The 25082-nt window shown below is 46.5% G+C and carries 25 protein-coding genes; 10 read left to right on the forward strand and 15 right to left on the reverse strand.

Annotated features, from left to right (window positions below):
* Window positions 1-17: 17 nt before the first annotated feature.
* On the reverse strand, window positions 18-1787 hold the full coding sequence (locus MHB84_RS06960; RefSeq protein WP_076291442.1) for a proline--tRNA ligase: 1770 nt from the start codon (window positions 1785-1787) through the stop codon (window positions 18-20).
* Between the two features lie 415 nt (window positions 1788-2202).
* Window positions 2203-4149 (reverse strand): FAD-dependent oxidoreductase, encoded by a 1947-nt coding sequence (locus MHB84_RS06965; RefSeq protein ID WP_256716913.1) that lies wholly within the window; start codon window positions 4147-4149, stop codon window positions 2203-2205.
* Window positions 4150-4590: 441 nt separating this feature from the next.
* On the opposite strand from MHB84_RS06965, the gene MHB84_RS06970 reads away from it, so the two are divergent.
* Complete coding sequence (locus MHB84_RS06970; protein ID WP_076291441.1) at window positions 4591-5262, forward strand: 3'-5' exonuclease; 672 nt, start codon at window positions 4591-4593, stop codon at window positions 5260-5262.
* 55 nt (window positions 5263-5317) lie between these two features.
* Here MHB84_RS06970 and MHB84_RS06975 read toward each other — a convergent pair whose 3' ends face one another.
* From MHB84_RS06975 to MHB84_RS06985, 3 genes are all read right to left on the reverse strand, one after another.
* Window positions 5318-6283: a helix-turn-helix transcriptional regulator gene (locus MHB84_RS06975; protein ID WP_076291440.1), complete on the reverse strand. Its 966-nt coding sequence runs from the start codon at window positions 6281-6283 to the stop codon at window positions 5318-5320.
* 162 nt (window positions 6284-6445) lie between these two features.
* Complete coding sequence (locus tag MHB84_RS06980) at window positions 6446-7150, reverse strand: hypothetical protein (RefSeq protein WP_076291439.1); 705 nt, start codon at window positions 7148-7150, stop codon at window positions 6446-6448.
* A gap of 207 nt (window positions 7151-7357) precedes the next feature.
* A complete protein-coding gene (locus MHB84_RS06985) occupies window positions 7358-7525 on the reverse strand; it encodes a hypothetical protein (RefSeq protein ID WP_175383635.1) in 168 nt (55 codons plus the stop codon).
* A 340-nt stretch (window positions 7526-7865) separates the two neighbouring features.
* Between MHB84_RS06985 and MHB84_RS06990 the strand changes: the two genes are divergently transcribed.
* The 6 genes from MHB84_RS06990 (at window position 7866) to queF (ending at window position 11942) form a co-directional block, all read left to right on the forward strand.
* A complete protein-coding gene (locus tag MHB84_RS06990; protein ID WP_024632428.1) occupies window positions 7866-8321 on the forward strand; it encodes a hypothetical protein in 456 nt (151 codons plus the stop codon).
* A gap of 18 nt (window positions 8322-8339) precedes the next feature.
* Entirely contained in the window at window positions 8340-9044 is a 705-nt protein-coding gene (locus MHB84_RS06995; RefSeq protein ID WP_063564567.1) for an AIM24 family protein, read from the forward strand.
* A gap of 361 nt (window positions 9045-9405) precedes the next feature.
* Entirely contained in the window at window positions 9406-10095 is a 690-nt protein-coding gene (queC, locus tag MHB84_RS07000; protein WP_076291565.1) for a 7-cyano-7-deazaguanine synthase QueC, read from the forward strand.
* Window positions 10092-10583, forward strand: a complete 492-nt coding sequence (queD, locus tag MHB84_RS07005) for a 6-carboxytetrahydropterin synthase QueD (protein WP_063564568.1) — start codon at window positions 10092-10094, stop codon at window positions 10581-10583. The genes queC and queD overlap by 4 nt, the downstream gene beginning before the upstream one ends.
* Window positions 10576-11328: a 7-carboxy-7-deazaguanine synthase QueE gene (gene queE, locus MHB84_RS07010; RefSeq protein WP_076291438.1), complete on the forward strand. Its 753-nt coding sequence runs from the start codon at window positions 10576-10578 to the stop codon at window positions 11326-11328. Before queD ends, queE begins: the two co-directional genes overlap by 8 nt.
* 122 nt (window positions 11329-11450) lie before the next feature.
* Window positions 11451-11942 (forward strand): preQ(1) synthase, encoded by a 492-nt coding sequence (gene queF / locus MHB84_RS07015; RefSeq protein WP_076291437.1) that lies wholly within the window; start codon window positions 11451-11453, stop codon window positions 11940-11942.
* A 123-nt stretch (window positions 11943-12065) separates the two neighbouring features.
* On the opposite strand, the gene MHB84_RS07020 is transcribed toward queF, so the two are convergent.
* Window positions 12066-12278, reverse strand: coding sequence for a hypothetical protein (locus MHB84_RS07020; RefSeq protein WP_076291436.1), 213 nt, complete (start codon window positions 12276-12278; stop codon window positions 12066-12068).
* A 217-nt stretch (window positions 12279-12495) separates the two neighbouring features.
* Between MHB84_RS07020 and MHB84_RS07025 the strand changes: the two genes are divergently transcribed.
* Complete coding sequence (locus MHB84_RS07025) at window positions 12496-13764, forward strand: MFS transporter (protein ID WP_076291564.1); 1269 nt, start codon at window positions 12496-12498, stop codon at window positions 13762-13764.
* Window positions 13765-13994: 230 nt separating this feature from the next.
* On the opposite strand, the gene MHB84_RS07030 is transcribed toward MHB84_RS07025, so the two are convergent.
* The 9 genes from MHB84_RS07030 to MHB84_RS07070 all read right to left on the reverse strand — a co-directional run bounded on the left by MHB84_RS07030 (window position 13995) and on the right by MHB84_RS07070 (window position 22947).
* Window positions 13995-14843, reverse strand: a complete 849-nt coding sequence (locus MHB84_RS07030; RefSeq protein ID WP_076291435.1) for an EcsC family protein — start codon at window positions 14841-14843, stop codon at window positions 13995-13997.
* A gap of 198 nt (window positions 14844-15041) precedes the next feature.
* Window positions 15042-16022 (reverse strand): glycoside hydrolase family 43 protein, encoded by a 981-nt coding sequence (locus tag MHB84_RS07035; RefSeq protein ID WP_076291434.1) that lies wholly within the window; start codon window positions 16020-16022, stop codon window positions 15042-15044.
* Between the two features lie 345 nt (window positions 16023-16367).
* On the reverse strand, window positions 16368-16610 hold the full coding sequence (locus MHB84_RS07040; RefSeq protein WP_341143017.1) for a hypothetical protein: 243 nt from the start codon (window positions 16608-16610) through the stop codon (window positions 16368-16370).
* Between the two features lie 37 nt (window positions 16611-16647).
* Window positions 16648-16905 carry a hypothetical protein gene (locus tag MHB84_RS07045; protein ID WP_341143018.1) on the reverse strand — a complete coding sequence of 86 codons (258 nt, stop codon included), beginning with the start codon at window positions 16903-16905 and terminating at the stop codon, window positions 16648-16650.
* 124 nt (window positions 16906-17029) lie between these two features.
* A complete protein-coding gene (locus MHB84_RS07050; protein ID WP_076290441.1) occupies window positions 17030-18451 on the reverse strand; it encodes an arabinan endo-1,5-alpha-L-arabinosidase in 1422 nt (473 codons plus the stop codon).
* A 56-nt stretch (window positions 18452-18507) separates the two neighbouring features.
* A complete protein-coding gene (locus MHB84_RS07055; RefSeq protein ID WP_076290170.1) occupies window positions 18508-19350 on the reverse strand; it encodes a carbohydrate ABC transporter permease in 843 nt (280 codons plus the stop codon).
* Between the two features lie 26 nt (window positions 19351-19376).
* Entirely contained in the window at window positions 19377-20267 is an 891-nt protein-coding gene (locus MHB84_RS07060; RefSeq protein ID WP_062324023.1) for a carbohydrate ABC transporter permease, read from the reverse strand.
* Window positions 20268-20514: 247 nt separating this feature from the next.
* Complete coding sequence (locus MHB84_RS07065) at window positions 20515-21855, reverse strand: ABC transporter substrate-binding protein (protein WP_076290171.1); 1341 nt, start codon at window positions 21853-21855, stop codon at window positions 20515-20517.
* Window positions 21856-21987: 132 nt separating this feature from the next.
* Entirely contained in the window at window positions 21988-22947 is a 960-nt protein-coding gene (locus MHB84_RS07070; RefSeq protein WP_179087193.1) for a glycoside hydrolase family 43 protein, read from the reverse strand.
* Window positions 22948-23298: 351 nt separating this feature from the next.
* On the opposite strand from MHB84_RS07070, the gene MHB84_RS07075 reads away from it, so the two are divergent.
* Together MHB84_RS07075 and MHB84_RS07080 are read left to right on the forward strand one after the other, a co-directional pair.
* On the forward strand, window positions 23299-24216 hold the full coding sequence (locus MHB84_RS07075; protein ID WP_076290172.1) for an ArsR/SmtB family transcription factor: 918 nt from the start codon (window positions 23299-23301) through the stop codon (window positions 24214-24216).
* Between the two features lie 306 nt (window positions 24217-24522).
* Window positions 24523-25050, forward strand: a complete 528-nt coding sequence (locus tag MHB84_RS07080; protein ID WP_179087183.1) for an NAD(P)H-dependent oxidoreductase — start codon at window positions 24523-24525, stop codon at window positions 25048-25050.
* Window positions 25051-25082: the final 32 nt, after the last annotated feature.

Below are 25082 nucleotides of genomic sequence, written 5' to 3' on the forward strand. Positions count from 1 at the left end.
ATGTTTTTAATTCCGGACTATAGCTGTTCCTTCACCTGACTTACAGCCTCTTGTGCCGACAGACTGATTCGTTTGGATTCACCTCGTGCTGCAAGAACATGCGATCCAAATTCCACCTGTCCCTCTGCTGCACCTCGGCCAATAACAATCTGGACAGGCAAACCGATTAATTCCGAATCCTTGAACTTCACCCCTGGCCGTTCATCACGATCATCTACTAGTACGCTGTATCCGGCATCTAATAGTTGTTGTTCCAGTTCCAGCGAAAGTTCGCGTTGATGTTCATCCTTCCAGCTCATTGGGATCAGATGTACATGATAAGGTGCGATGGCTGACGGCCAACGGATACCATCTTCTCCGGCATATTGTTCAGCAATAGCGGCCATCAGACGAGACACACCGATACCGTAACAACCCATTACAGGTGCGCACTGCCGTCCATTGCGATCCAGGAAGGATGCTCCCATAGCGTCACTGTACTTGGTTCCCAGTTTGAAGATATGCCCCACTTCTATTCCTTTTGTGAATACAAGCGCTTCTCCACAGGTTGGGCAGCCGTCACCTTCAGCAGCGAAACGGATTCGATCTACTTTGTCCAAAGCAAAATCTTTACCTGGAACTACATTCGAATAGTGTACATCAACTTCATTCGCTCCTGTAATGGCACGTTCCATTGCAGCTACATCCGCATCTACTACAATCGACAGATCCAGTCCAATGGGACCCAGGAAACCTACAGTTAATTTCGGATGATTTGCAAGGGCAGTTTCATCAGCCAGAATCAGCTCCTCTACACCCAATACCTGCTTCAGCGCAATATCATTCACTTCATGATCCCCACGAACAAGTGCAGCGACCAGTTGACCATCGGCCTGATAAAGCAATGTTTTGATCATGTGCTTGGCATCCTTGCCCACAAAGGCGCTTAACTCATTGATCGTACGTACACCTGGCGTTTGGATACGAACCAACGTGTCACCCTCGGTATTCCCATCAGCTTTTTCAACCATTTTTAGGTCAGCAGAAGCTTCCGCTTTTCCTGGATTCTTAACAGAAGATTTAGAAGTCTGATACCCCGCCTTCTCCAGATTTGCGGCATATCCACAGTGTTTGCAGGTTACGATCGTATCTTCTCCAACATCAGCAAGTGCCATGAATTCGTGGGTCTCCCCCTGACCACCAATGGTGCCCGCATCAGCTTCCACTCGAATATATTCCAGTCCACAACGCTCCAAAATGCGCGAATATGCTGTATTCATGGACTGATAGGTGCGATCCAGCTCTTCCCAATCGGAAGCAAAAGAGTACGCATCCTTCATGATGAACTCCCGTCCCCGCAGCAATCCAAATCTTGGACGACGTTCATCTCTGAATTTGGTTCCAATCTGATAAAGTGTAAACGGCAGCTTCCGATAGGAATTAACCTCGTCACGAGCTAGTGCAGTCACAACTTCTTCATGGGTAGGACCCAGGGCGAATTCTCGTGCATGGCGATCCTTCAGACGCATCAACTCAGGGCCATACTGTGTATATCTTCCGGATTCTTCCCATAGCTCAGCAGGCTGCATGATTGGCAACAATACTTCCTGACATCCTGCACGGTCCATTTCTTCCCGAACGATTCGTTCGACATTCAGCAAGATACGACGTCCCAAGGGTAGGTAACTGTATATCCCTGCTGCAAGTTGGCGAATCATTCCCGAGCGCAATAACCAGCGATGCCCTGCTGCATCTGCCTCTGCTGGTGCTTCACGTAATGTTGGAACAAGCATTTCACTTTGACGCATCTTGTCACACCCCTTATTCTTCTATTCATTATTGTTAATCTGGTTATAAACAGCAAAAAAACACATCCGTCAAGGGACGAATGTGTCGTGGTACCACCCTTATTTAACTGCACTTTGCCGGTCGACTCTGCCATCAAATCATCAAGGCATTGACCATAAACCGGTTCTCCGTTTGCAACCTATACAAAACGTGAACATGCAGTCCTTCAGAGCATAACGGGCCCATCCGGCGAAGGTTACAGGCCGTTCGGGCCTTCTCCTCCGCAGCTCGCGAGGTAGGAATAACGAAACAGCAACAGAAACCTTGCACTAAGCGGTTTCCTCTCTGTAGAAGCTGGCTGACGTAATTATGTCCTCGTTGATCGCTGTTATCATTTTGATCACCATAGTGTATTTACAAGAAATTGTCAACCATTCACTCAAATACTACCCCCGAATAATATTCCACCACATCACGGATGAGCATGTACGCCTCTCCATTTGTAAGCTCGTTTTTGTTTGCTATACCAGCAAGCGTGTCCTTGCTTACGAAGTTCTGCATTTGCAATTGAGTGAGTGCCAATTCAGGTGTAGTTTCAGCTTCAGTAGCTCCCATTGCCAAACATATCATATACGCGGCTTGATCCAGAGTTAAAGGTAAAGCGGAAGCATTCTTCATACTCACAACAACTTTATCTGCACTGCCTGTATAAAAGCTTGGAAACATGGCTTGCAATCTTTTCAATTTACTTAAGTATCGTTCCGGATTCATACCCGTATCCAGATCCCAACCATCATTATTATAATTACCTGAGGCCATGTACATACTCGCGGCAGCAAGTAACCCCCTATAATCTTTATGCTCCATGTACTCGGGCTTCTCAAAATTATGCATCGACAGATCCATGCCTTGTTTCTCCAGCATCTTACGCAATTCGGTTGCACGCTCCTCGGAAGCTGAGAGTTCCCGGAAGGACTCTTTATGTACATATGCCAATTTGACCGCTGCTCCAGCAGCTTCTCCAGTAGCCATCCCCAGAGGGACGACTCTTGCGCTTCCATGTGGAATCGTGTCAAAACTTGCTGCTCGTCCTACTACTAACAGACCATCAACTTTCAATGGGACAAGCGAACGGAAAGGTACACCATATTGAACTGGACTCAGCATAATGGTACCGGGATTGCCCACACTCGTGCTCTGAATATCGATATCGTATGAACCATAACCAATTGCATCCCAATGATCTCGATTCTCCATAACATCAGCAAGTGTCAGACGATACTCACCATAGATGTGACGTGATTCTCTCACGTAGAGCTCATTGGCCGTTCCGGCATATTCAAGCCCTGCAAACTCCTCGTAATTTTTCTTCAAAAAATCAACGATCAAAGGAGCTGCCTTCCGCCCTATTTCCAGTCCTTCTTTCACAGATGCCGGATTCAGCGGATCTACTCCAAAGATCTGCATCGTATTGATCAAGATGGTATCATCGTTTTGTCTCCCAATGTTCAGACTACGAATCTTGATACGTTGCGGATCGGTCGATTCATATTTTCGCGCATCACCGTATCCCCAGGCACTCATTTTATCCACGCCCGTACCTTCTCTTTCCCTGAACTTCTGCCATACTTCATCTGTAACACCACTTAACTTAAATACAAGCGTAGAGACCATCTTGGACTTGCCATCTCCAATGTCCTGTCTACCTATGGAATATGGGACACCAGCCGCAGCTGCAATATCTGCATCCTGAGTAGCGTCAATGATTGCACGTGTTGCAATTTTTATAATGGTTCCGTCTTCTTTAGTGATGTTCATCCCCATAATTGTAGTTCGCCCTTCCAAGGCAGACTCAGTAATGGGCTCCAAATGTTTGACATTCATCAGAAGGTCAATGTTAGGTTCGGAATGAATCATTCGATAGAATACGTTAGCCGCTGTATGGGTATCAAACGAACTGCCCTCAATCTGGTCAAACCATTCCTGGAAAATCCCTTTATTCAGAAAATCAGGCTGTCGAAGACTGCTCAACCATTGCGGCTGATCAGGAGAGTAATTCAAATCTAACGTATTAAGTCCCCCTTCGGTCATCAACCCACCCATCATGTTGCGATCTCTTGCTTCAACCAACAATACCCGCATCCCATTGCGGGCAGCAGATAACGCAGCCGTAATTCCCTCCGGATCAGTTCCAGCAACAATAACGTTATAAGAATCGGACAGCGTTGTGCTAGATTGTACAGTCTCCAATGGCTGCCATACATAATTATTATTGAATTTATAGTTCTTGTTCCAGATATAAAAGGCAGCATAAGCTGCACTAAATAAAATAATAAATACAGCCGCCGTAATTGCTGTTGCTTTCATTTTTTTGCTAACCAAAATAATTAATCCTCCACTATGTAATGTAAATTCATAAAACTATAATGTAGCACTAACTCTGATATTCTTCCAACAAAATGCTATTATCCCCTCCTCTCTGACCATAAAAATGTCCATAAAAAAAACACTCCCCAACGGTTTGCACCATGTCAGGAAATGTTGATTATATCGGCCTCATGTCATGATTAAGATCCTACGATTTTGCATAACAATGACAACAAAAACTTGGACTGCATCCTAACTTTATCCATTATAAAGACCCCTTTTTGCAATGTAAAGGCATATCAAACCTATACACTTCATATAAAAAGAAACTTCAACACTCCCCAACTGTTATTACTCACTCTCCATGAATTGCTGGGCGATGGCTGACATGGCCGTGCGTTCCCTGTAATATAGAGAAATAGAAACCATGTATTAATTGATAAAGGAGTTTGTCCTATGCCATATATTATTTACGATCTTGAATTCACGGTAAGTCGCAATACACGTTACTCTTCTGAAATTATAGATATTGGTGCCGTCAAAGTAACGGAAGGTGAGAACGGCCTGTACGTATCGGACACGTTCCACACTTATGTTCGTCCATCCAATAAATCGGTGCTGTCCGCCGATACGATTCAGTTTACGGGTATTACGCAGAAAGACATTGACGCAGCCCCTCTTTTTCCGGAAGCACTGAATCAATTTATTGCCTGGATGGGAACTGAATCCTATTACATGTGCTCCTGGGGACCGGATGACCGCGCCAAACTGATTTCTCATTGTCGCACTCATCAACTCGATGTAGCCTGGATCACCAACCACAATGATATTCAACAGCAATGGTCACGCACAGTACGCAAGGAAGGAAAATTCCGTCAGCTTGGACTCGCTCAGGCTCTTGAACTGTGTGGTATTGAATTCGATGGCACTCAGCACCGCGCTTTGGATGATGCGATTAATACAGCCAAAGTATTCATACATCAATTTGATCAGTTCAAACTGGAAACCAATTGCGCCGCTGATGATGAGGGCATCACATCCAAAGTGGTCTATTCCAGTAGTGTAGAAGATGACGAGAAAGATTCCCCTTTCGGTAACCTTGCACACCTGTTCAAGACCAAAGAATAATGGACTACGATTGCATGTTGAACAAAGGCAGACCAGCCATGATCTGCATTGAAGTTCAGTTGTAGATCTCCCTCCAACGTTCCAGACGTTCTTTCATCATGAGGCGGCATTTCTCGGGTTCCAGAATTTCGGCATCGGGTCCATATTGAGACAACCACGTTAGAAACCCTTCTTCATCACTCAATATGGCTTCAAACAACAACGTGCCTTCCGGTTCAATCGTCAAGATGGGGCGTGCAAAAAACTGCTCCTGCATGACACGCTCCACAGCGTGCGGTGAGAATCTGATTTTGAAAGCAGTCCACTCCGTACTGCCGCTAAGTTCCTGTGGCGTACGGAAGTGAGATTGTAAAAGGTAGTCATCTTTGCGGAACGTGCGTGGCAAAATCCGAACCCTGTACAAACGGTTCACTTGAAATATTCTCAGTTTCTCTGACAGGTGACAATACGCCAACAGATCAAATCGGTATTCACGAGGAATAAGACAGTAGGGGTCCATTCGTGCAATCCCCTTTTTACCTTGAAACAGATATTCTCCTTCAATAGTGTTCTGGGAAATTCCGGCCTGAAGCAAGGTCACCAGTGAATGATTCAGAAGTTCGGTACTTTCATTTTGCCAAGCAGAAGTACCCACCTTGAACAACCCGCCAATTTGCTCAGACCATTCCACTCGCTCTGTTTTGTTTTTCTGACTCGAAGCAACCACTTTCTCATACGCGCTCTCAAAAGCAGGCTTCAGCAACGGACGAATATTCTCCATGACTTCTGCCAGGTGCATAAAGGCTTGAGCTTCTTCATCAGACCAATTCAGCGGATACATGGCAAAATGGCTGATAAACATGTATCCTCTCCCGTGTCCCATATTGGCGATGGGGATATGCATTGCACTGAGGGCCTCCATGTCGCGGTATATCGTCCTTTCCGTTGTCTCGCACCGCTCGGCAAGCTCACGGGCCAGAATACCCGGCTTGGCCTGCACAAGAGTAATAATGCGCATTAATCGGATCAGTCGGTCTGTCATTTTGCCGGACCCTCCACGATGTTGTTTCAATAAATTCGATACAACTCCATCCATTTTTTTATTATTATGTTGTTTAGTACATTCGACTTATTCCTTGACTTCACCTTCAAAAATTTATGTAGAAACATTCCTTTCCGTACCAACTTCCCTAGTTCTTTATCCCTATTCACCTAACATCGTTTTTCCGCGATTATGAACGATGGAATTAAAAGTAATCCCGTAATGGTGCCGAAGTTTCTCCACAATTTCGGCTTCCGCATAATAATCCAGATCCTGTTTTCGTGCCGCTTCAATTAACAGAGCATCTGCGTGACGACGCAGCATGTCGCTGCCCTCTTGTGTACGACCTCTTTCATAAGCGCGCAAAGCTTGTTTAATCAAAGGAACGGTTTCATTTAATTTGATTGTCTTCTCTACCTTGGGATCTACCGGCTGGCGCAGCATGCCCAGATGACTGGTGTACTGAATGTACAACTGTTCTCTGCGCAGCAGTACTCTCTGGCTTTGTTTCAATTTTCGCGTACTCCAATAAGCTGAACATACGGCACTTTTCCCCGATACACGAGGTCCCATAGCGAATTCGAGTAAAATTTGTTTACTCTCTCCCTTATATACATCTCCAAGTCTTAGAACCCAACCGATATCCGTTTCTTTGGAACGACAGCCGTAGATGCCTTTAAGCTGAATTCCAAATTCCGGTTTGAGCAAAAGCTCCAAGTCTCGCGACACAATTTTGGGTGCTATTTTCCTGAGTCTTTTGGCAGGGGATCCATTACGCCACTCTACCATCATATATACGGGGTCCGCTCCCCCTGTCGGTATGGCCTCTCTATTCCACGAATAAGATACTTCAAAGACTGAGTTCACTGGTAGTCTCTCCCCCGATTTATATGTATTATCTTCTAAGTTATCAGGGTAAATGGACACTATATTGTCACGGAACATATGTTCGCAGGAAATTTTTCCATAATATTAGTTTCTCGTCCCTAAATCCGTGTAATTACGACAATAAACGACGAAAAAGCTTGGCAGTATGCCAAGCTTTTAGACCACTTTTATATGACAAGTCCTAACTTAAATCGTAGTAGTATTCATTCCCATTTTGTGTGAATTTTGTATAGAATCAGGTTCTGTAATCGGAGCATAAGTAATACTGTCGATAATCAATTCACGCCCGATTGGCTCACCATTTACAGTGATCATAATCGTTTTGGTTGTTGCAGCTTGTTTAGTTGTGTACATACGTTTCTACCCCTTCGTATTCACGATCTTCTTAAAAATCGGATATATTGTTTTCACTCATTAAATTACAAATTTCGTTAATATGAATAGCAGGCACCTGGAGCTGAAGTAAAAGAATGATGTCAAGACCGTCCGCAGTGCTGCTCTGTCCTTCTATTACCCCGGGGGCCTAGAAATTAAACACCTGTCCACATGTATTGATTTATTCTCATATAGGGTAATTAAAACTACATCATCTTGAACCCATTGTCCTGGTTTTGACGTATAATGTAAGAGCCGTATTTCAACAAATGACGACGAAATCGGCAAACGATTATGTAACCGAAAGAAGGTGCCATTCATGCCAAAACCCATTCAGGGTTATTTCATTCGGGTGTTATTCACCACATGTGTATTGTTTACTGTTTCTTTGACTTCTACAGTCAGTGCAGCAAATGCCAATATATTCTCCGATATTTATAGTGGGTGGGAAAGAGTCTCTGAGCTTCCTGGAGAAGTGAACGCCTTGCAGGAAAGCTATAAACAGACGCTGGAGCAGTTGAATCAGACTTCTGCCCAATTGGGACAAGCCCAGGCAAATGTCGAAGCATTCAAGGCCCAGAACGAGTTGCTGCTGGCGCAAAACGAAAAACTGACCGACATGGTGAGCAAGCTGCAAAATGATCAGGATGCAAAAACGGCAACTGCCAAACGCATTCAAACGATGATTATCACAGCCGTTTCACTCATATTGGGATACTTTATTCTGATTCGAGTGATGCGCTGGGGAATGCGTCGCCGTTCAGGCCGAGTATAAAAGAACAGGAGCAACCGCATGCACATACACCTGAATAATGCCGAAGCTGGCGGAGCCGGACAAGTGGTCACGTTCTCGTTGATCCAGGACGACCGCCTGCATATTCTCCATCCCCAGCAAATTGTCGCTTTTCGCGGCCCAAGCAGCAGTCGCAATGATAAATTTATGAATATTTCGGGTATCTATCGCAAAAAAAAGCTGATCAAATCCGAAATTACCGGTCCTTGTCAATTTGTGGCCGCCCTGCCTCCCGGCTTCACCATGAAGGAAGTTGAACTGAGTGAGAACAGCGATCTGCTGTACGACTTCCGCCATCTTTTCTTCTACTCTGACGGCGTCACGATGCACACCAAAATTCAAAAAATCAAAAACATGCTCATCACTCGGGATGCCGTGAAAATGAAGTTTTCGGGCAAAGGCAAAATTGGATTGCTGACACAAGGTCAGGTCTGCCAGCAGGAACTGCACCCTACCGCACCACTGTACGTGGATGCAGGCAGTATTATCGCCTATCCTGAGAACGCGCAGCTTGAACTTACCGTATACGGGAACAACCTTGCCAGCCAGCATATGAACTATCATTGGAAGATGACAGGACATGGCTCTGTACTTTTTCAGGCTGGTCGTGAAAATCATAGGCTGGAACAGGATATGAACGATGAAGGCTTATTTAAGCGGATTCTGAAAGAAGTCATTCCTTTTGGAAATGTATTGATCAAATAAGTCCAGATGACGTTAGGCTCGGTTATAAATGGGTTCTCATGGAAAGCATGCTCACCGTATTGGAAATGTGATATACTGTACCGGACAATTGAAGAAGAAAATCCATGCCTATGGCATGGGAGAGGTTCGCGAACTCCCTCTATAAGACTCGACCTTTAATAAGGTCAATAAGTCTTGCGTACATTTTAGGTAACAACGTACGTAAAAAACTAAGGACACTAGATCGTGCCTGCATTTTTGAAGCAGCTTACGAGAAGGTGTGTTTTTTGGTGGATGCCAGTTCATGAACTTCTCTGTTCTTCCGACACTCTGTGCCTATGTGCATGGATTGATCTTAAGAAGATGGAGAGGTTTTTTTATGTTGAACGAAGAAAAAGCAGTCGTTGTATTCAGCGGCGGTCAGGACAGTACAACTTGTTTGTTCTGGGCCAAACAGCAATTTGCTGAGGTTGAGGTAGTTACCTTCGATTACGGCCAGCGACACAAGCTGGAGATTGAATGCGCCGCAGAAATCGCTCGCGATCTGGGTGTGCAGCAAACGGTACTGGATATGAGCTTGTTAAACCAACTCGCGCCCAATGCACTCACCCGTACAGATGTAGAGATTACTCATGAGGAAGGCGAACTGCCGAGTACGTTCGTCGATGGACGGAATTTGCTGTTCCTCAGTTTTGCAGCCATTATGGCGAAGCAAAAAGGGGCTCGTCACCTCGTTACAGGTGTATGCGAAACGGATTTCAGCGGTTACCCGGATTGTCGGGATTCGTTTGTGAAATCGATGAATGTAACGCTGAATCTGTCCATGGACTACCCGTTTGTCATTCACACCCCACTGATGTGGCTGGACAAAGCCCAAACATGGAAAATGGCGTATGAGCTTGGTGCCTTCGATTATGTGCGGGAGCGCACACTGACCTGTTATAACGGGATTATCGGCGATGGCTGCGGAGAATGTCCTGCCTGCAAACTGCGCAAAGCCGGACTGGATCGCTATCTGGAGCAACGCACGAATTCAGCTACTGTTGGAACTGCGGGAGCGGACGTACGATGAGAGAACCGGGAACATTTCGTATTGTTGAACGGTTGCAGCGGATTGGAGAAGATATCCTCCCTGCACAGCTTCGCTATCATCGCAAACGTGTGCTTGTCAGCAAGGAGTTTACGTTTGACGCTGCGCATCATCTGCATTGTTATGAAGGCAAGTGCAAAAATTTGCACGGGCATACGTATAAAGTCGTTTTTGGCATTAGCGGTTATCCGGGTGAGACCGGACTTACGGTTGATTTTGGCCATATCAAGGAGATATGGAAAACACAAATTGAAGGGTATCTCGATCATCAGTATTTGAACGAAACCCTTCCCCTCATGAACACAACAGCTGAAAATATGGTCGTCTGGTTGTTCGAGCAGATGGAACATGCCTTGCAGACCGAACCGTATGCCGCACTGACTGAGGGTGGTAGAACAGAGTTTGTCCGCTTATACGAGACGCCAACCAGTTACGCCGAGGCTAGACGGGAGTGGATGATCGATGAGTAGTGCGGAACAGAGCAAAGAGGCTCGTATTCCTGTGATGGAAATCTTCGGCCCGACGGTTCAAGGTGAAGGCATGGTTATTGGGCAGAAAACGATGTTCGTCCGCACCGCGGGCTGCGATTATCGATGCTCCTGGTGCGATTCGGCCTTTACTTGGGACGGCAGTGGCAAGGATCTGATTCGGATGATTACGCCGGAGGACGTGTGGAACGAGCTGCGCCGCGTTGGCGGCTCGCGCTTCTCCCATGTGACCATCTCAGGCGGCAACCCTGCCCTGCTCGCTTCGCTGGGGGGATTGGTTAAGCTGCTTGGAAAAAACGGCATCCGCACCGCGGTAGAAACGCAGGGCTCCCGTTGGCAGACTTGGTTGGCGGACATTGACGAAGTCACCGTCTCGCCCAAGCCTCCCAGCTCAGGCATGAACACTGACTGGGCTGTGCTGGATGATCTGATCCACCGACTGGCTGTTCGCCCGGTGGAACGAAGTCACAGTCTGAAGATCGTAATTTTCGATGAGACAGACTTGGACTATGCCCGCCGTGTGCATGCACGGTATCCGGGCACGGATTTATTTTTGCAGACCGGGAACCCGGATGTCACTTCTGCTGATACCCCAGATCTGGCGTCTTCGCTGCTTGCCCGTTATGAGTGGCTGATTGATCAAGTCAGTGCTTCCGATGATCTGAACGACGTTCGTGTACTGCCACAGCTGCATACCCTTGTGTGGGGCAACAAGCGCGGCGTCTGATGGGCATATGGGTGGAATGGGCGGCATGATGTAATTTTGGGAACAACCAGAGGCTAAAATGGCCTATCATATATACCGGTAAGCTTCGTGCGTCGCCGGAAATAAGGAGCGTTTACGAATTCATGAGACAACCTGATGAAATGCAAGATCTAACGTTGCTGGGCAACCAGGGCGTAAAATATACGTTTGAATATGATCCGGGAATTCTGGAGAACTTCGATAACAAACACCCGTACCGAGATTATTTTGTCAAATTCAACTGCCCGGAGTTCACCAGCCTGTGCCCGATCACGGGTCAGCCGGACTTTGCAACGATCTATATCAGCTACATCCCTGATGTGAAAATGGTGGAGAGCAAGTCACTTAAGCTGTACCTGTTCAGCTTCCGCAACCATGGTGATTTCCACGAGGATTGTGTGAACATCATTATGAACGACCTGATCAAGCTGATGGACCCACGCTTCATCGAAGTGTGGGGTAAATTCACGCCGCGCGGCGGCATTTCCATCGACCCGTACACCAACTACGGCAAACCGGGTACGAGGTATGAGCAAATGGCTGAGCATCGCATGATGAATCATGATATGTACCCGGAGACGATTGATAATCGTTAATTTTGGTAGATACATTTTATAAAATAAAATCATAGAGCAAACAAAAGCCGAAGTTCGGCTTTTGTTTTTTTGTATGCTATGGAACGTGAGCGTTTGAAATAATCGTATGGATCGGACTCGCATTCAAGGGTTATGATCTTCCTTCAGTTCTTTCACTTTCTTGATATAGTGTCTCAACATAAGAACACCAATAGACTGAACAACCACAAAAAATCCGATAGCAAAGTACAGAGCCGTCGATGCAACATAGATAGTCAGAAAAGTCATGACTGCCATAAATAGAATGGTCATTGCCAAATTACGTTTGGCGAGAACATATGGTGATAGAGATTTCATATGGATCATTCCTTTATCATTTCTGATTTAGTAGAACTTTAATAGTAGAATCTTTAAAGTATATCAATAGTTTACATTATAAAGAGATCGTTAATTTCACCTGTTCCCCTTGTCGGCCTTTCAAATCTGTCCTATTATGTAACAATATGCTTAGGCACATCACATCATCAGGCGCTGATCCCTCGTGACCGCGACCAAAGGAGAACTGTTCATGTCCATGCAAAATTCATTATCCAAAGACGCCGCTGCGCGTTCGAAAGCTCCACCCGGATTGGATGCTCAAGGTACCGTTTACCGGATCTTAATTGCCATCAGTCTGGTCCATTTGTTCAACGATTCAATCCAATCTGTCATTCCAGCTATTTTTCCAATTCTGAAAGACTCCATGCATCTCACGTATACGCAGATCGGATGGATTTCGTTTGCTATTAACTTTACTGCTTCCATCATGCAGCCTGTTGTAGGCTGGTTTGCTGATAAAAAACCGACACCATCCATTCTGCCCATCGGTATGGGCTTTACGTTTACCGGTATGTTATTGCTTGCCTTCGCCGACAGTTATATGGCTGTCCTGATCTCTGTCATCTTTGTTGGTCTCGGTTCGGCGGCCTTCCATCCAGAGGGTTCACGGGTATCCCATATGGCCGCAGGGCCTCGTCGGGGTCTCGCTCAGTCAATCTTCCAGGTGGGTGGTAACGCCGGTCAATCCTTGGCTCCATTGCTCACCAGATGGATTTTCATCCCGTTTGGGTTGTTCGGTGCCATCGGATTCACGGGCATTGCAGCTGCGGGAATCGCGGTTCAAATCTACATTGCTCGCTGGTATGGACGCATGCTGCAATCGGGAGGATATTTGCGCAGACAAGCTGCAGCTCGTCGTGCTCCCAATCCAGCATTACGTAAAAAGATTGCTGCTGCCATAACCATTTTGATTCTGCTCGTCTTTGTCCGTTCGTGGTATGTCGCTTCGATCGGCAGCTTCTATGCGTTTAACCTGAAGGATACATTTAACTTGTCCACAGAGGACGCACAGATCTATATCTTCCTGTTCCTGGCGGCTGGGGCTCTTGGTACGTTCTTTGGTGGTCCACTGGCAGATCGCTTCGGTAAACGCAACATGATCTTCCTGTCAATGGCTGGAGCCGCTCCACTGGCGCTGCTGCTGCCTTATGCGAATCTGTTCTGGACAGCCGTGTTGCTGAGTATTATTGGGTTCATCATGTTGTCCAGCTTCTCGGTGACCGTTGTGTATGCACAAATGCTGATTCCAGGTAAAATCGGGACCGTCTCCGGCCTGATTACTGGTCTGGCATTTGGTATGGGCGGTCTGGGGGCACTCGTGCTGGGGAACTGGATCGACGTGTTCGGCGTATCTCCAGTTATGCAAGTGTGCAGCTTCCTGCCACTGATCGGTATCTTTACCTTCCTGCTTCCATCGGATAAGCTGTTGAACCGTTGGGCGGAAGAGAACGGTAGCGAAGAATAACAGATCCTATATAATCTAAGCTCCAATATACAATGAAACAAAAGTACGCTGTTAAGACAGCCTAATGAAAAGTAACGTCAGATCGTTAACCAAGCTGGAATTAACGCCAGCATATGCAAATGCAAATGGGATGAAGCCTATACCTTTAGGGCTTCATCCCGTTTTTGTTTTGTTAGCGTAGGATCAGAGCCAAGTATCTGTCATCCCATTGCCAATTTTGGTGATGGACATCATTGTGAAAGGCGCTGAAGGATTAGTCGTTTTTTGTACAACATTTTTCCTGCTTCGGCAACATCACGAATCGTATTTTTATTGCTCACCGAACCGAATACCATACCGGCAATCGGAATGAGCTGGAACAGCTTTTTCCACCCAAAAGATTCGCTGTAAGAATTAAAAACCTCCCGCCAGCCCTGCATTTGAGAGATAACCTCAACCTGCTTGTCCGGGTTATCGTAATCGGCGAGTTCATCAATAATTGCTTTCTTGCCCACAATATCGGCCGAGGAGAATTGCAGACATTTGACGATAAATATGCGCTCTTGAGGTTCGTCAGGATCATATCCGTAGCATAACGCCATCTCCTGCAGCACCTTCAGGGAAAGCCCCATCACCATCGGAATATCCGCCGCAATCGTTACAATGCCACCGATTCCTGTTGCGGCCCCTTGTGCAGCAGCAAACCTCGTTCGGCTGTCCGTAATGTTATTAGCAGTGCGATCCAGCACTTCAAGCGGTAATCCTTCCACACTGTGAATTTTCGTCGTATCCTTTGCCTCTCCATCCTGTTCATCGTAAGAGGTATCGGCCTTCATGGAATAACCGGATTTGATTGCTTCCTCTTGCAGTAGCTCCGCCACCTTCTTTTTCTGAACGAGAAATTTCCCACCATTCTGCACATACTGACCGACTTCGTTCAGCGAGTCTCCAATCTTCTGTTTCAGCGCTTTGGGCATAACTTTATCCAGCATGGCAAATGGCAAACGACCAATTTTGTCCCAAATAAACAAGTCCTTCTGCCCTTTTTCCCATTTTAAAATCTGTTCTAGCTCCCGGTCCAATGTCTCGCGCGAATCCATATATGGCCTCCTAATGTTATGTATATAGCGAATTGTATACTCCTCATACGCAGAGGTCAGGGGATGGTTGCTAATATGCAGACCCTCGTATCCGTCTTTATGTCTTCATGTCTCCCTTTTCAATGTGTACATAAGTAAAAGCCCCTAATCAGCATGGCTCGCTGACTAAGGGCTTACTATAAAACTCTAGCATAATTATTATTTCGCTTCAGCCGCAGCCTTCCCATCTGGAACAGGGACTCCAAAGTCAGGCGTACCATCTTCGTTCCAGTGAATGACCTGCGCGCGGGCGTGACGATTTGGATCGTAGAGAGGGTCTCCCTCGATGTCCTTGTAGTTTCGTGCGTGATAGATCAGAATATCCGTTTTGCCGTCCGGTGATACCGTAAAGCTGTTATGACCCGGACCATATTGACCATTCGCTTCACACGTTTGGAATACTGGTTTTGGCGATTTCACCCAAGTCGCTGGATCAAGCAAGTCGGCATCTTCATCCGCAGTAAGCAAACCCATACAATAATTATAGTCGGTCGCACTTGCCGAGTAGCCAATGAAAATCCGGCCATTGCGATGCAACACTGCTGCCCCTTCATTTACCTTGAAGCCAATGATCTCCCAATCGTACTCTGGTGTAGCGATCATGACCTGTTCACCACGCAGTGTCCACGGATTTTCCATTGCGGAAATGTACAGGTTCGAGTTACCCACAATGTCCGGATCCTTCTGTGCCCAGACCAGATAACGAATTCCCTTATGCTCAAAAGTAGTTGCATCCAATGCAAATGTCTCCCAGCGCGTATGAATCTGTCCTTTCTCCACCCAATCACCTTCCAGTGGATTCGGAGAATCATTCTCCAGCACATACATCCGGTGGTCGAAAAGGCCTTCATTCGTCTCGCTGGTATGAGCTGCTGCGTAAAATATGTACCATTTTCCATCGATATAATGAATTTCTGGTGCCCATATGTTGGCACTCATCGGTCCTGTATCACGTTTGCGCCATGCCGTTACCGGCTCAGCCTCTCTTAACTCTTCCAGCGTTTGTGCACGCCGAATCTCTATCCGGTCAAAGGCTGGCACCGAAGCTGAGAAATAATAGTACCCGTCGGTGTGACGGTACACCCACGGATCAGCACGCTGCTCAAGGATGGGATTGGTAAATGTAATGGAATCAGTCATGGGAATGCTCCCCTTTCAAATGTGTGTGTATGGCTCGGAGTGAAGATTTGTAAAAGCTGATGGATAAAGTGCAAAGACTATTTTGGTGGTGCACCGCGGACGCTCCGGGGGTGGCAGGGCCTTGTCGCTCTCTTGTCCTCCGATTTCTTTTTCCCACCGCTCTTGGCGGTTGAAATCGGATGCCAAAGTCGCTCCTGCGGCTCCTTCCTCCCCCTTTGCTGCTTGTGCACCTCAAAAGCAACAGCTTCGCTCTTTCCGCGCTCGCTGAATCAAATCCAAACTCCGAGCCATTGGTGTGGCTCTGTATCTATGGGGTCGACCGCTTCGCTCAGTCGACTCTCCCCACTAAATGCTTGACTGGCCGTATTTTCTTGGCCAGCCCTTGGTGCACCGCGGACGCTCCGGGGGTGGCAGGGCCTTGTCGCTCTCTTGTCCTCCGATTTCTTTTTTCCACCGCTCTTGGCGGTTGAAATCGGATGCCAAAGTCGCTCCTGCGGCTCCTTCCTCCCCCTTCGCTACTTGTGCACCTTGAAAGCATCGGCTTCGCTCTATCCGTGCTCGCTGAACCAAATCCAAACTCCGAGCCATCGGTGTGGCTCTGTCTCTATGGGGTCGACCGCTTCGCTCAGTCGACTCTCCCCACTAAATGTTGGCTGACCGCATTTTCTTGGCCAGCCCTTGGTGCACCGCGGACGCTCCGAGGTCGGAGGGCCTTGTCGCTCTCTTGTCCTCCGATTTCTTTTTTCCACCGCTCTTGGCGGTTGAAATCGGATGCCAAAGTCGCTTCTTCGGCTCCTTCCTCCCCCTTCGCTACTTGTGCACCTTGAAAGCATCGGCTTCGCTCTATCCGTGCTCGCTGAACCAAATCCAAACTCCGAGCCATCGGTGTGGCTCTGTCTCTATGGGGTCGACCGCTTCGCTCAGTCGACTCTCCCCACTAAATGCATGGCTGACCGTATTTTCTCGGCCAGCTCAAATTCCAAACTTCGAGCCATATCTGCGGCTCTCTACTTCTCCGCTGCGCTAATCTGCTTGCCCCAGACGGCAATGCCGCGGTCGCTCAGGCCAGTAACCACAAGTGCAGGCTGGCTTCGCTCCCAGTCCCAGGACGGGAGCAACTTGAGCTCTTCTGTGGAAGCTCCGCCCCACGGGCTTTCTTTCCACTCCAGCGTCAGTGTTTGTTTGCCGTCAAACGTCCATTTGCCTGAACCGTTTTCGCTTTTCAATTTGCCGTTGGCTTGCAAGGTGTAAGGCACTGCCTGAACCTGTCCGTCCACCGACGGGTCAACAGCCAAGCCTTCCCACTCCCCGGCGATCATCGACTTCGGAATGTCCTGTGCGTACTCACCTGCATAACGTTCTGGTGACACAACAGGCCAGCCGTCCTTGGTCCACAGCATTTTACGTACATGCAGATACGGCCAGTTTTTATCGGTCTCACCTCTCGCATGATGCACGATATAATAATCGTCGCCATCCTTAAGGACGGAGTTATGTCCAGGTGCAACCCAGCCCTCACCTTCGGTGAAACGATAACCACCCAGAATTTTGGTCCCCACTTCATATTGCGGCAGATGCTCCGTATCCAGCATGTTCATGCCATTTACATCCGTGTAGGGGCCTGTAATGGAATCAGCACGGGCTACACGCACGTTATAATCTTCGAATAAGGAATCATATGAGACGAATAGATAATACTTTTTGAACTCCGGGTTATACACAATATATGGACCCTCCACCGCACCTTCTTCCGTAGCACGATCACGGGCGGCAATGCGGGTACCATAGCCCTCTTCCTTGAACTTTCCGGTTTCCGGATCGAGAGGTGCAATGTATATCCCGTCAAAAAAGGAACCGTAAACCATCCATGAATTGCCTTCGGCATCCAAGACTGGATTGGCATCAATGGCATTCAACTTATCCTTTTCATTCTCGGATGTTTTAACAACTAACCCTACATCTTTCCAAGGACCCTCCGGGGACGAGGATGTCTGCAAACCAATAGCCGACCGCGTACTACCAAAGGTCGATGCCGAATAATACATTCGGTAGGTATCACCAACCTGAATCACATCCGGTGCCCACAGGTTAACTGCACCTGTCCAATCGAGGGCTTCCTTGGGGATGCCTGGCAACGCTTGACCTACCCATGACCAGTTGATCAGATCATCCGATTTGCGTACCATGACACCAGGTTTCGCTTCCCCTGCTACACGAACGTCTGTGGAATAAACGTAATATCCCTGATCTGTTTTGATAATGGCCGGATCATGCGCATTGTTCACCGTCCAACGGGATTCGTCGTCCAGAATGGAGGTATCATACAATTGAGTATCTTGGGGAGCATCCGGAAAGACTGGCGGGGAAACTGATTCCCCTGCTCCATCTCCAGAACAGCCTGTAGCCCCAACCAGCAGCATAAGCAACATGGAAGCAACAACTCCTTTTCCTGAATTCGTCCACCCGTGGAATGTTCTCCGCTGATTCATCCTTTTACTCCAGAGATCGCTACCGATTCAATAATCTGTTTCTGGAAGATCAGGAAGATGATCAATACTGGCAACAGAGCAACAATGGACGCTGCCATAATAAGCGGATAATCCGTCTGAATCGCATACGTGGCATTAAAGTTCGCTATAACGAGCTGCAAGGTCTGCTTCTCTGGTGAATTCAAATAAATAATTGGTGCCAGATAATCGTTCCAGATGCCCATGAACCAGAGAATCAGCTGAGCTGCAATCGCCGGTTTAATGAGCGGGAACGTAATGCTCGAGTACAGTCGGAAATAGGAGCTACCATCAATTTTCGCTGCTTCAATAATGGCATCAGGTACACTAAGCAGGTATTGACGAAGGAAGAAGATCATGACGACGTTACCAAATAATCCTGGAACGATAAGCGGTAACAGTGTGTCCACCCACCCGAGCTTCGAGAACATGATGAATTGCGGAATCATGACTGTCGGATACGGAATCATCATCGATGCGAGCAATGCTAGAAACAGTTTGTTTTTATGCGGAAATCTCAATTTGGCAAAAGCAAAGGCAGCGATACTGGACGTAAACGTCCCGACAACGGTAACACTGACCGCCACGATCAAGCTGTTTTTGATCCCGCTGAGAAGCGGACCTGCTTCCCAGATTTCCTTATACTTTCCGAATTGGAACACTTCAGGTATCCACACAGGCGGAAGTGCGAACACATCCTGTTTCTCCTTCACGGAAGTGGATAACATCCAGATCAGTGGTGCAATCATCGCAATCGCACCAAGCGCCAAAACGATAAAAATGATAGAGTTCGTTAATTTCCTCTTTTGACTGTAAGACATCTCCGGTTCACTCCTTTCCTAGACCATTAATCCCCATCATAGGCTGATTTTTCGTTCATTTTGAATTGCACCAAGGTAATGACAAAAATGAAAATACCAAGAATCATGGCCATCGCAGAGGCATAACCCATTTGCAGGTTACTGAATGCTTTCTGCCAGATGTAGAAGACAATAGATGCGGAAGAATATTCAGGACCACCCGTAGGCGTCATAATGTTCATTTCGGTGAAGATTTGGGAACCACCAATAATATTCGTAACGACGAGGAAAAAGGTAACCGGCTTCACCATTGGCCAGGTGATGTTGCGGAAGATCTGGAACCCGTTCGCTCCATCGAGCTCTGCCGCTTCGTAATATGTACGTGATACACTTTGCAATGCAGCCAGATACAATAACATCGTGTAACCGAGGCCTTTCCACACCGTCATAATAATCAGGGCTGGTTTAACTGTGTCTTTGTTAGCGAGCCAGTTAGGGCCTTCAATACCGAATAGATCAAGGAATTGGTTCACTAATCCGTAATCCCCGTTGTACGCCCAGTTCCACATGATGGACACCGCTGCGAGGGAAGAAATGACCGGAATATAATAGATTACACGGAACGTCGTTGTGCCGGGAATTTTACGATTCAGACCCATCGCCAGCAGTAACGCAAGCAACAAACCAATCGGTATACCCAGCATCAGATAAAAGGTGTTGAACATCGCTTTGTAAAAAAGATCATCTGTGAGCAAATCCTTAAAATTGGCTAAACCGATAAAGTTCATTTGTCCCAATCCATCCCAATCCGTAAACGAACCGTACAAGGAATAAAGGAAAGGGAACAAAACAAAGATCAGCAAACCAAGAACCGGAGGCAAAATAAACAAATATCCGTACAGCCTCTCTTTGCGATACAAACTAGATTTTGTAATCACTGCGCTCACCCCTGTTTCTAATATCAGCATGTTGCATGAATCGATGGATGCCTGCATTCTTGATCAATTCATGCAACATGCCCGTATGGAATCCAAAATGATGCCAGCAGCGTGATAGCAGGCTGCTGGCACCGCCTTTTTTTGAACACGGAATCTACTGCTCTATCCATTTGGTGTAGGCTGCTTCTCTCTAGAACCTACCCTTCAATCTTTTCAGTCCCATTATTTCAGCATGTTGATAAATGTTTTATTTCTGAGATTTCTTCTCTTGTTCTACCGCTTTGTCTAACAGCTTTTGCATTTTTGGCTGCTGTTGCTTCACATATTCTGCGGCTGTAATCTTGCCATCCAGAACAGGTTGAATGTCGGTGAAGAACATGTCATACCACTCCGCATTGTACGTGTAGTTACCTGGAAGTGCGCGGCCGTAATCTTCTACGATATCAATAAATTCCTGTTTGTTGGCCGGTTTCGTTGAAGTATCCTTGGCCCATTCGTCTGCCATATCAAGCAGATTCGGAATTTGAACTTTGGCATCAACCAACTGCTGCATGCCTTCTTTGGAAGCTGTGAGGTAATTAACCAATGCAGCTGCTTCTTCCGGATGTTTCGTTTTGGCCGATACACCGATACCCAGGGAACCGATCCACGTTGCGGATTTTCCGGTAGAGCCGGCTGGGAAAGGTAGCAAATCATATTCGAAAGGCAATTTCTCAAATGTACTCATATCCCACGGACCTACTGGGAAGAAAGCCATTTCCCCTTTCATCCAGCGTTGGTACGTATCCAATGTTTGCGCTTCCTCAATGGAAGGCGTGATTTTGTATTTGTTTTGCATATCCGCAAAGAATTGCAGTGCTTCCGCGAATTTCGGATCATCAATGGTTACCTTTGTTTTGCTATCATCCAACCAGTCTGCACCATTGCTCCATACAAAGGACTGCAGCGCCCATTGTACGTTGAAGCCTGTACCAAATACGTCCGGTTTACCGTCTCCGTTCGTATCCTTGGTTGCTTGTTGGTTGACCTTGATGAATTCATCCCATGTGTAAGGCTTGTCCTTATCAGGGAATGGGATGCCCTCTTTTTCAAATAATGTCTTGTTATAACCGAGTGCAAACGGACCCAGATCTTTCGGCATGCCGTAGAGATCACCCTGACCTGCCATTTTGCCATCATAGCGGTACAGGTCCACACCATATTTCCAGATGTTATCCAGATCTACGTCTGCATTATTTTCAATGTAAGGTGTCAGGTTCATTAGCACATTGCTGTTTACATAGGCTTTTATATCACCAGGGTTAAAATAAAATACGTCCGGCAAGCTGTTGCCTGTAATGGCAGCTCTCAATTTGGTTGCGTATTGATCCGCAGCTGTTACGATAATTTTGACTTTGACACCTGGATGCTCTTCTTCAAACTTTTTAACAACGGCTTGATATGCCTTCTGTTCATCCGTGCCCCCCCGGAACATGAATGTCAATTCCTTGTCCCCGCTTGATCCGCTGCTTCCTCCGCAGCCCGCAAACACAAGTGCACTTACCAGCATTAGAAGCATAAGTGTGACCAATCTTTTTTTCTTTACCATCTGAACCCCTCCTGATCTGGATTTGTAACCGTATTCAATTCAGTAAAATAAGATTTCTGTTGTTAAATTTATCAAATCCAGATCACTTTAGTCAATACTTTATTAAAACATTTTATATTTATTTAAAATAAATTAGTAGGTTGGCCATCCGCTGGAATCCCACAGCAGGTCGTTAATTAGCAATTTCGGATTGCCATTATCATCAGCATCATAGGCGTGGCGCGCAATCACATTACCGTTATACACATCCTGACCACCGGGTCCCTTCCACTTGACGTTCCCAGAGTCCAATATAGTTCCTCCGCCATTCAACATGCTCACACCGTTTTTGTCCACAAACGGACCTGTAATACTCGTTGAACGTCCATAGACCATTTTGTACGTGCTATTTACGCCCTGGCAGCAAGAATCAATGGAGGCAAACAAGTAATAATAGCCATTTCGATACACAATACTTGGAGCTTCAATGGCACCACCATTATTCGGACGCGCCGCAATGGAGGATATGCTTCCGGTCGGTTTCATTGTGTTTTTGTCGAGTTTCACAATCTTCAGACCGCTCCAGAAAGAACCGAAAGCTAGCCATGGATTGCCTGAAGCATCGATGACCAGATTCGGATCAATAGCGTTATAATTGTTGGCGGTTGTGGTTTGAAGTACTAATCCCTCATCCTTCCACTGACCTGCCCCAATGCTGGTTGCAGACGCAAGCCCGATCGCAGATCTGTTGGAGCCAAAAGTAGAGATGGAATAATACAGCCACACTTTTCCGTTGTACTGCTCAACGTCAGGTGCCCATACATCCAGACCGCTCTGTCCCGGAACAGCAGAGGCCCACCAGGATGGCTTGCTCAGAAAAATCTGCGGAACCCGATACCATGAGGACCCGTTATCCGATTTCAGTACCTGAATGCCAGGACCTGTTGAGAAGGTATACCATGAGTTTCCTTCTTTGATGATGGATGGATCGTGCACGGCAATATCTCCGCTCAGATTCCAAAATGCCGCGAATGCCCGGGACTGACCCGCCAATAGCAACACAAGTACAAGTAGTGCAGGTAATGCCCAACGTTTCTTCCTGAATCCTGTCATTCCTTTGACCTTTTCCAAATCGAGTCCACCTCTCCTGAGCAAATAGTTAATTTGGTTCATGAAGTATTAAATCAATTTAGGTATACTAGGATTATAAAAGCGGTTACATCACATTTCAATGGTATATTTCAAATATATATGAAATGATTCAAGTTATTTTCTAAAGTAAATATTCATCAATTTATGAATATCCCGCCCATTTATGCTATGTATATAAGGGATTTGGCTTCCTTTACTCCGCCCTTCCCTTCCAACGGGGAATCATTTATAATTATCTAAAACAAACCATATAAATGTGCAGAAGCCTGGATCAGCAGGGCTTTGTTCAGAACGTGGAAAGGAAAACCACCTATGATTTATATTAAAGATCTGATGTCTGGCGTTAATATTTTCAAGGCACTCAGTTCAGAAATTCGGATCCAGATTATTGAACTGCTTGCCAAGAACCAGAGTCTTAACCTCAATGATCTCGCAACCAAACTGGGGCTCAGCAATGGCGCCATTACAATGCATATTAAGAAATTGGAAGAAAGCGGCCTGATTGAGATCAATACTGCGGTTGGCAAACATGGAATTCAGAAGATATGTTATCTCAATGAGGAAAAACTAATGGTGGACCTGCGTTCACAGGAGATTTATAACCGATACGAGGTTGAAATTCAGGTAGGTCATTATAGCGATTATCAGGCAGCTCCTACATGTGGTCTCGCTACCCGAGACAGCATTGTCGGTGAGTTCGATGATCCGCGCTACTTTGCTGATCCGCTCCGTATTGATGCGGAGATGATTTGGCTGGCCGAAGGTTATCTGGAATATCGAATTCCCAACTACCTTAAGCCTAACCAGACGTTCAGCGAAATCCAGTTGTCCATGGAATTGGGTTCGGAAGCACCAGGTTTTTGCGATAACTACCCTTCGGATATTTATTTCTACGTTAACGGCATTGAGATTGGCTGTTGGACAAGCCCAGGAGATTTTGGCAATACCCGGGGTACGTTCAATCCGGATTGGTGGCCGCCGCATCTGAATCAATACGGGATGCTGAAGCTGATCCGTATCACCCAAGAGGGCAGCTACATTGATGGATGCCGTATCTCCGATGTAACTCTGGACGAGATTGGCCTGGATTACAAAAGCGATATCCACTTTCGAATCGCTGTAACAGACGGACCAGTGAACAAACGCGGATTGACGATCTTTGGCAAAAATTTCGGCAATTACGGCCAGAACTTGCTTGCCCGTGTGCTCTATAATGTGCAAGAAGAATAATGACGCCATTACGAACACACCGTGTTATTACTTAAACATCAAAAACTGCCGCCAAGCATAAGCCTGGCGGCTATTTTTATTTCGATTACTAAACCTGCCTAGACGCTCTGCGAGACGGACCCATGTTTCCGCAATTCTTTGCAAAATCCCATATCCATGACTGTTTGGAGGCCTCTATGGAACATATAAAACGACGGATGGTGCTTACCTTAAGGTAAGTACCTGAACTAAAAGTGCATACTTACATCTTTGGAAATCTCCCTTTATACTCAAGAAACATTATAGCTTAGAGAGGAAGAATTCATTTTGAAAACACTTGTCATCGTAGCACATCCCAACCTGGAAACGTCGGTCATCAACAAACGGTGGATAGAAGAACTCCAACAATATCCGGAAAAATATACGGTACATGAACTATATAAAGTTTACCCCGATGGACATATTGATGTGCAGCAAGAACAGCAGCTCATTGAAAGTCATGACCATCTTGTGTTGCAATTTCCGTTCTATTGGTTCAGCAGCCCACCTCTTCTTAAACAATGGCTGGATGAAGTTTTTACGTATGGCTGGGCTTACGGCTCCAAGGGGGACAAATTGCAACAACGCAAAGTTGCCTTGGCCGTATCTGCCGGAATCAAAGAAGAGGATTACGCGCAAGAGGCCAAATATCGCTATACCGTTGAACAAATGTTATCTCCTTTGGAGACGACCTTCCTTTACTGCGGTGCGGATTATCGATCATTTTTTGCCTTCTACGGGGCAGAACACGAGCCTGCGGCAAGTGATTTAGAACAAAACGTACAAAACTACTTACGTTTCATGGATAACCTGTAACACTCACTTCAAGCAAATCAAAAAAAGCAGTA

Origin of the sequence: Paenibacillus sp. FSL F4-0087, from assembly GCF_038020215.1 — a bacterium.
In the GTDB taxonomy this organism is placed as follows: Bacteria; Bacillota; Bacilli; order Paenibacillales; family Paenibacillaceae; genus Paenibacillus; species Paenibacillus taichungensis.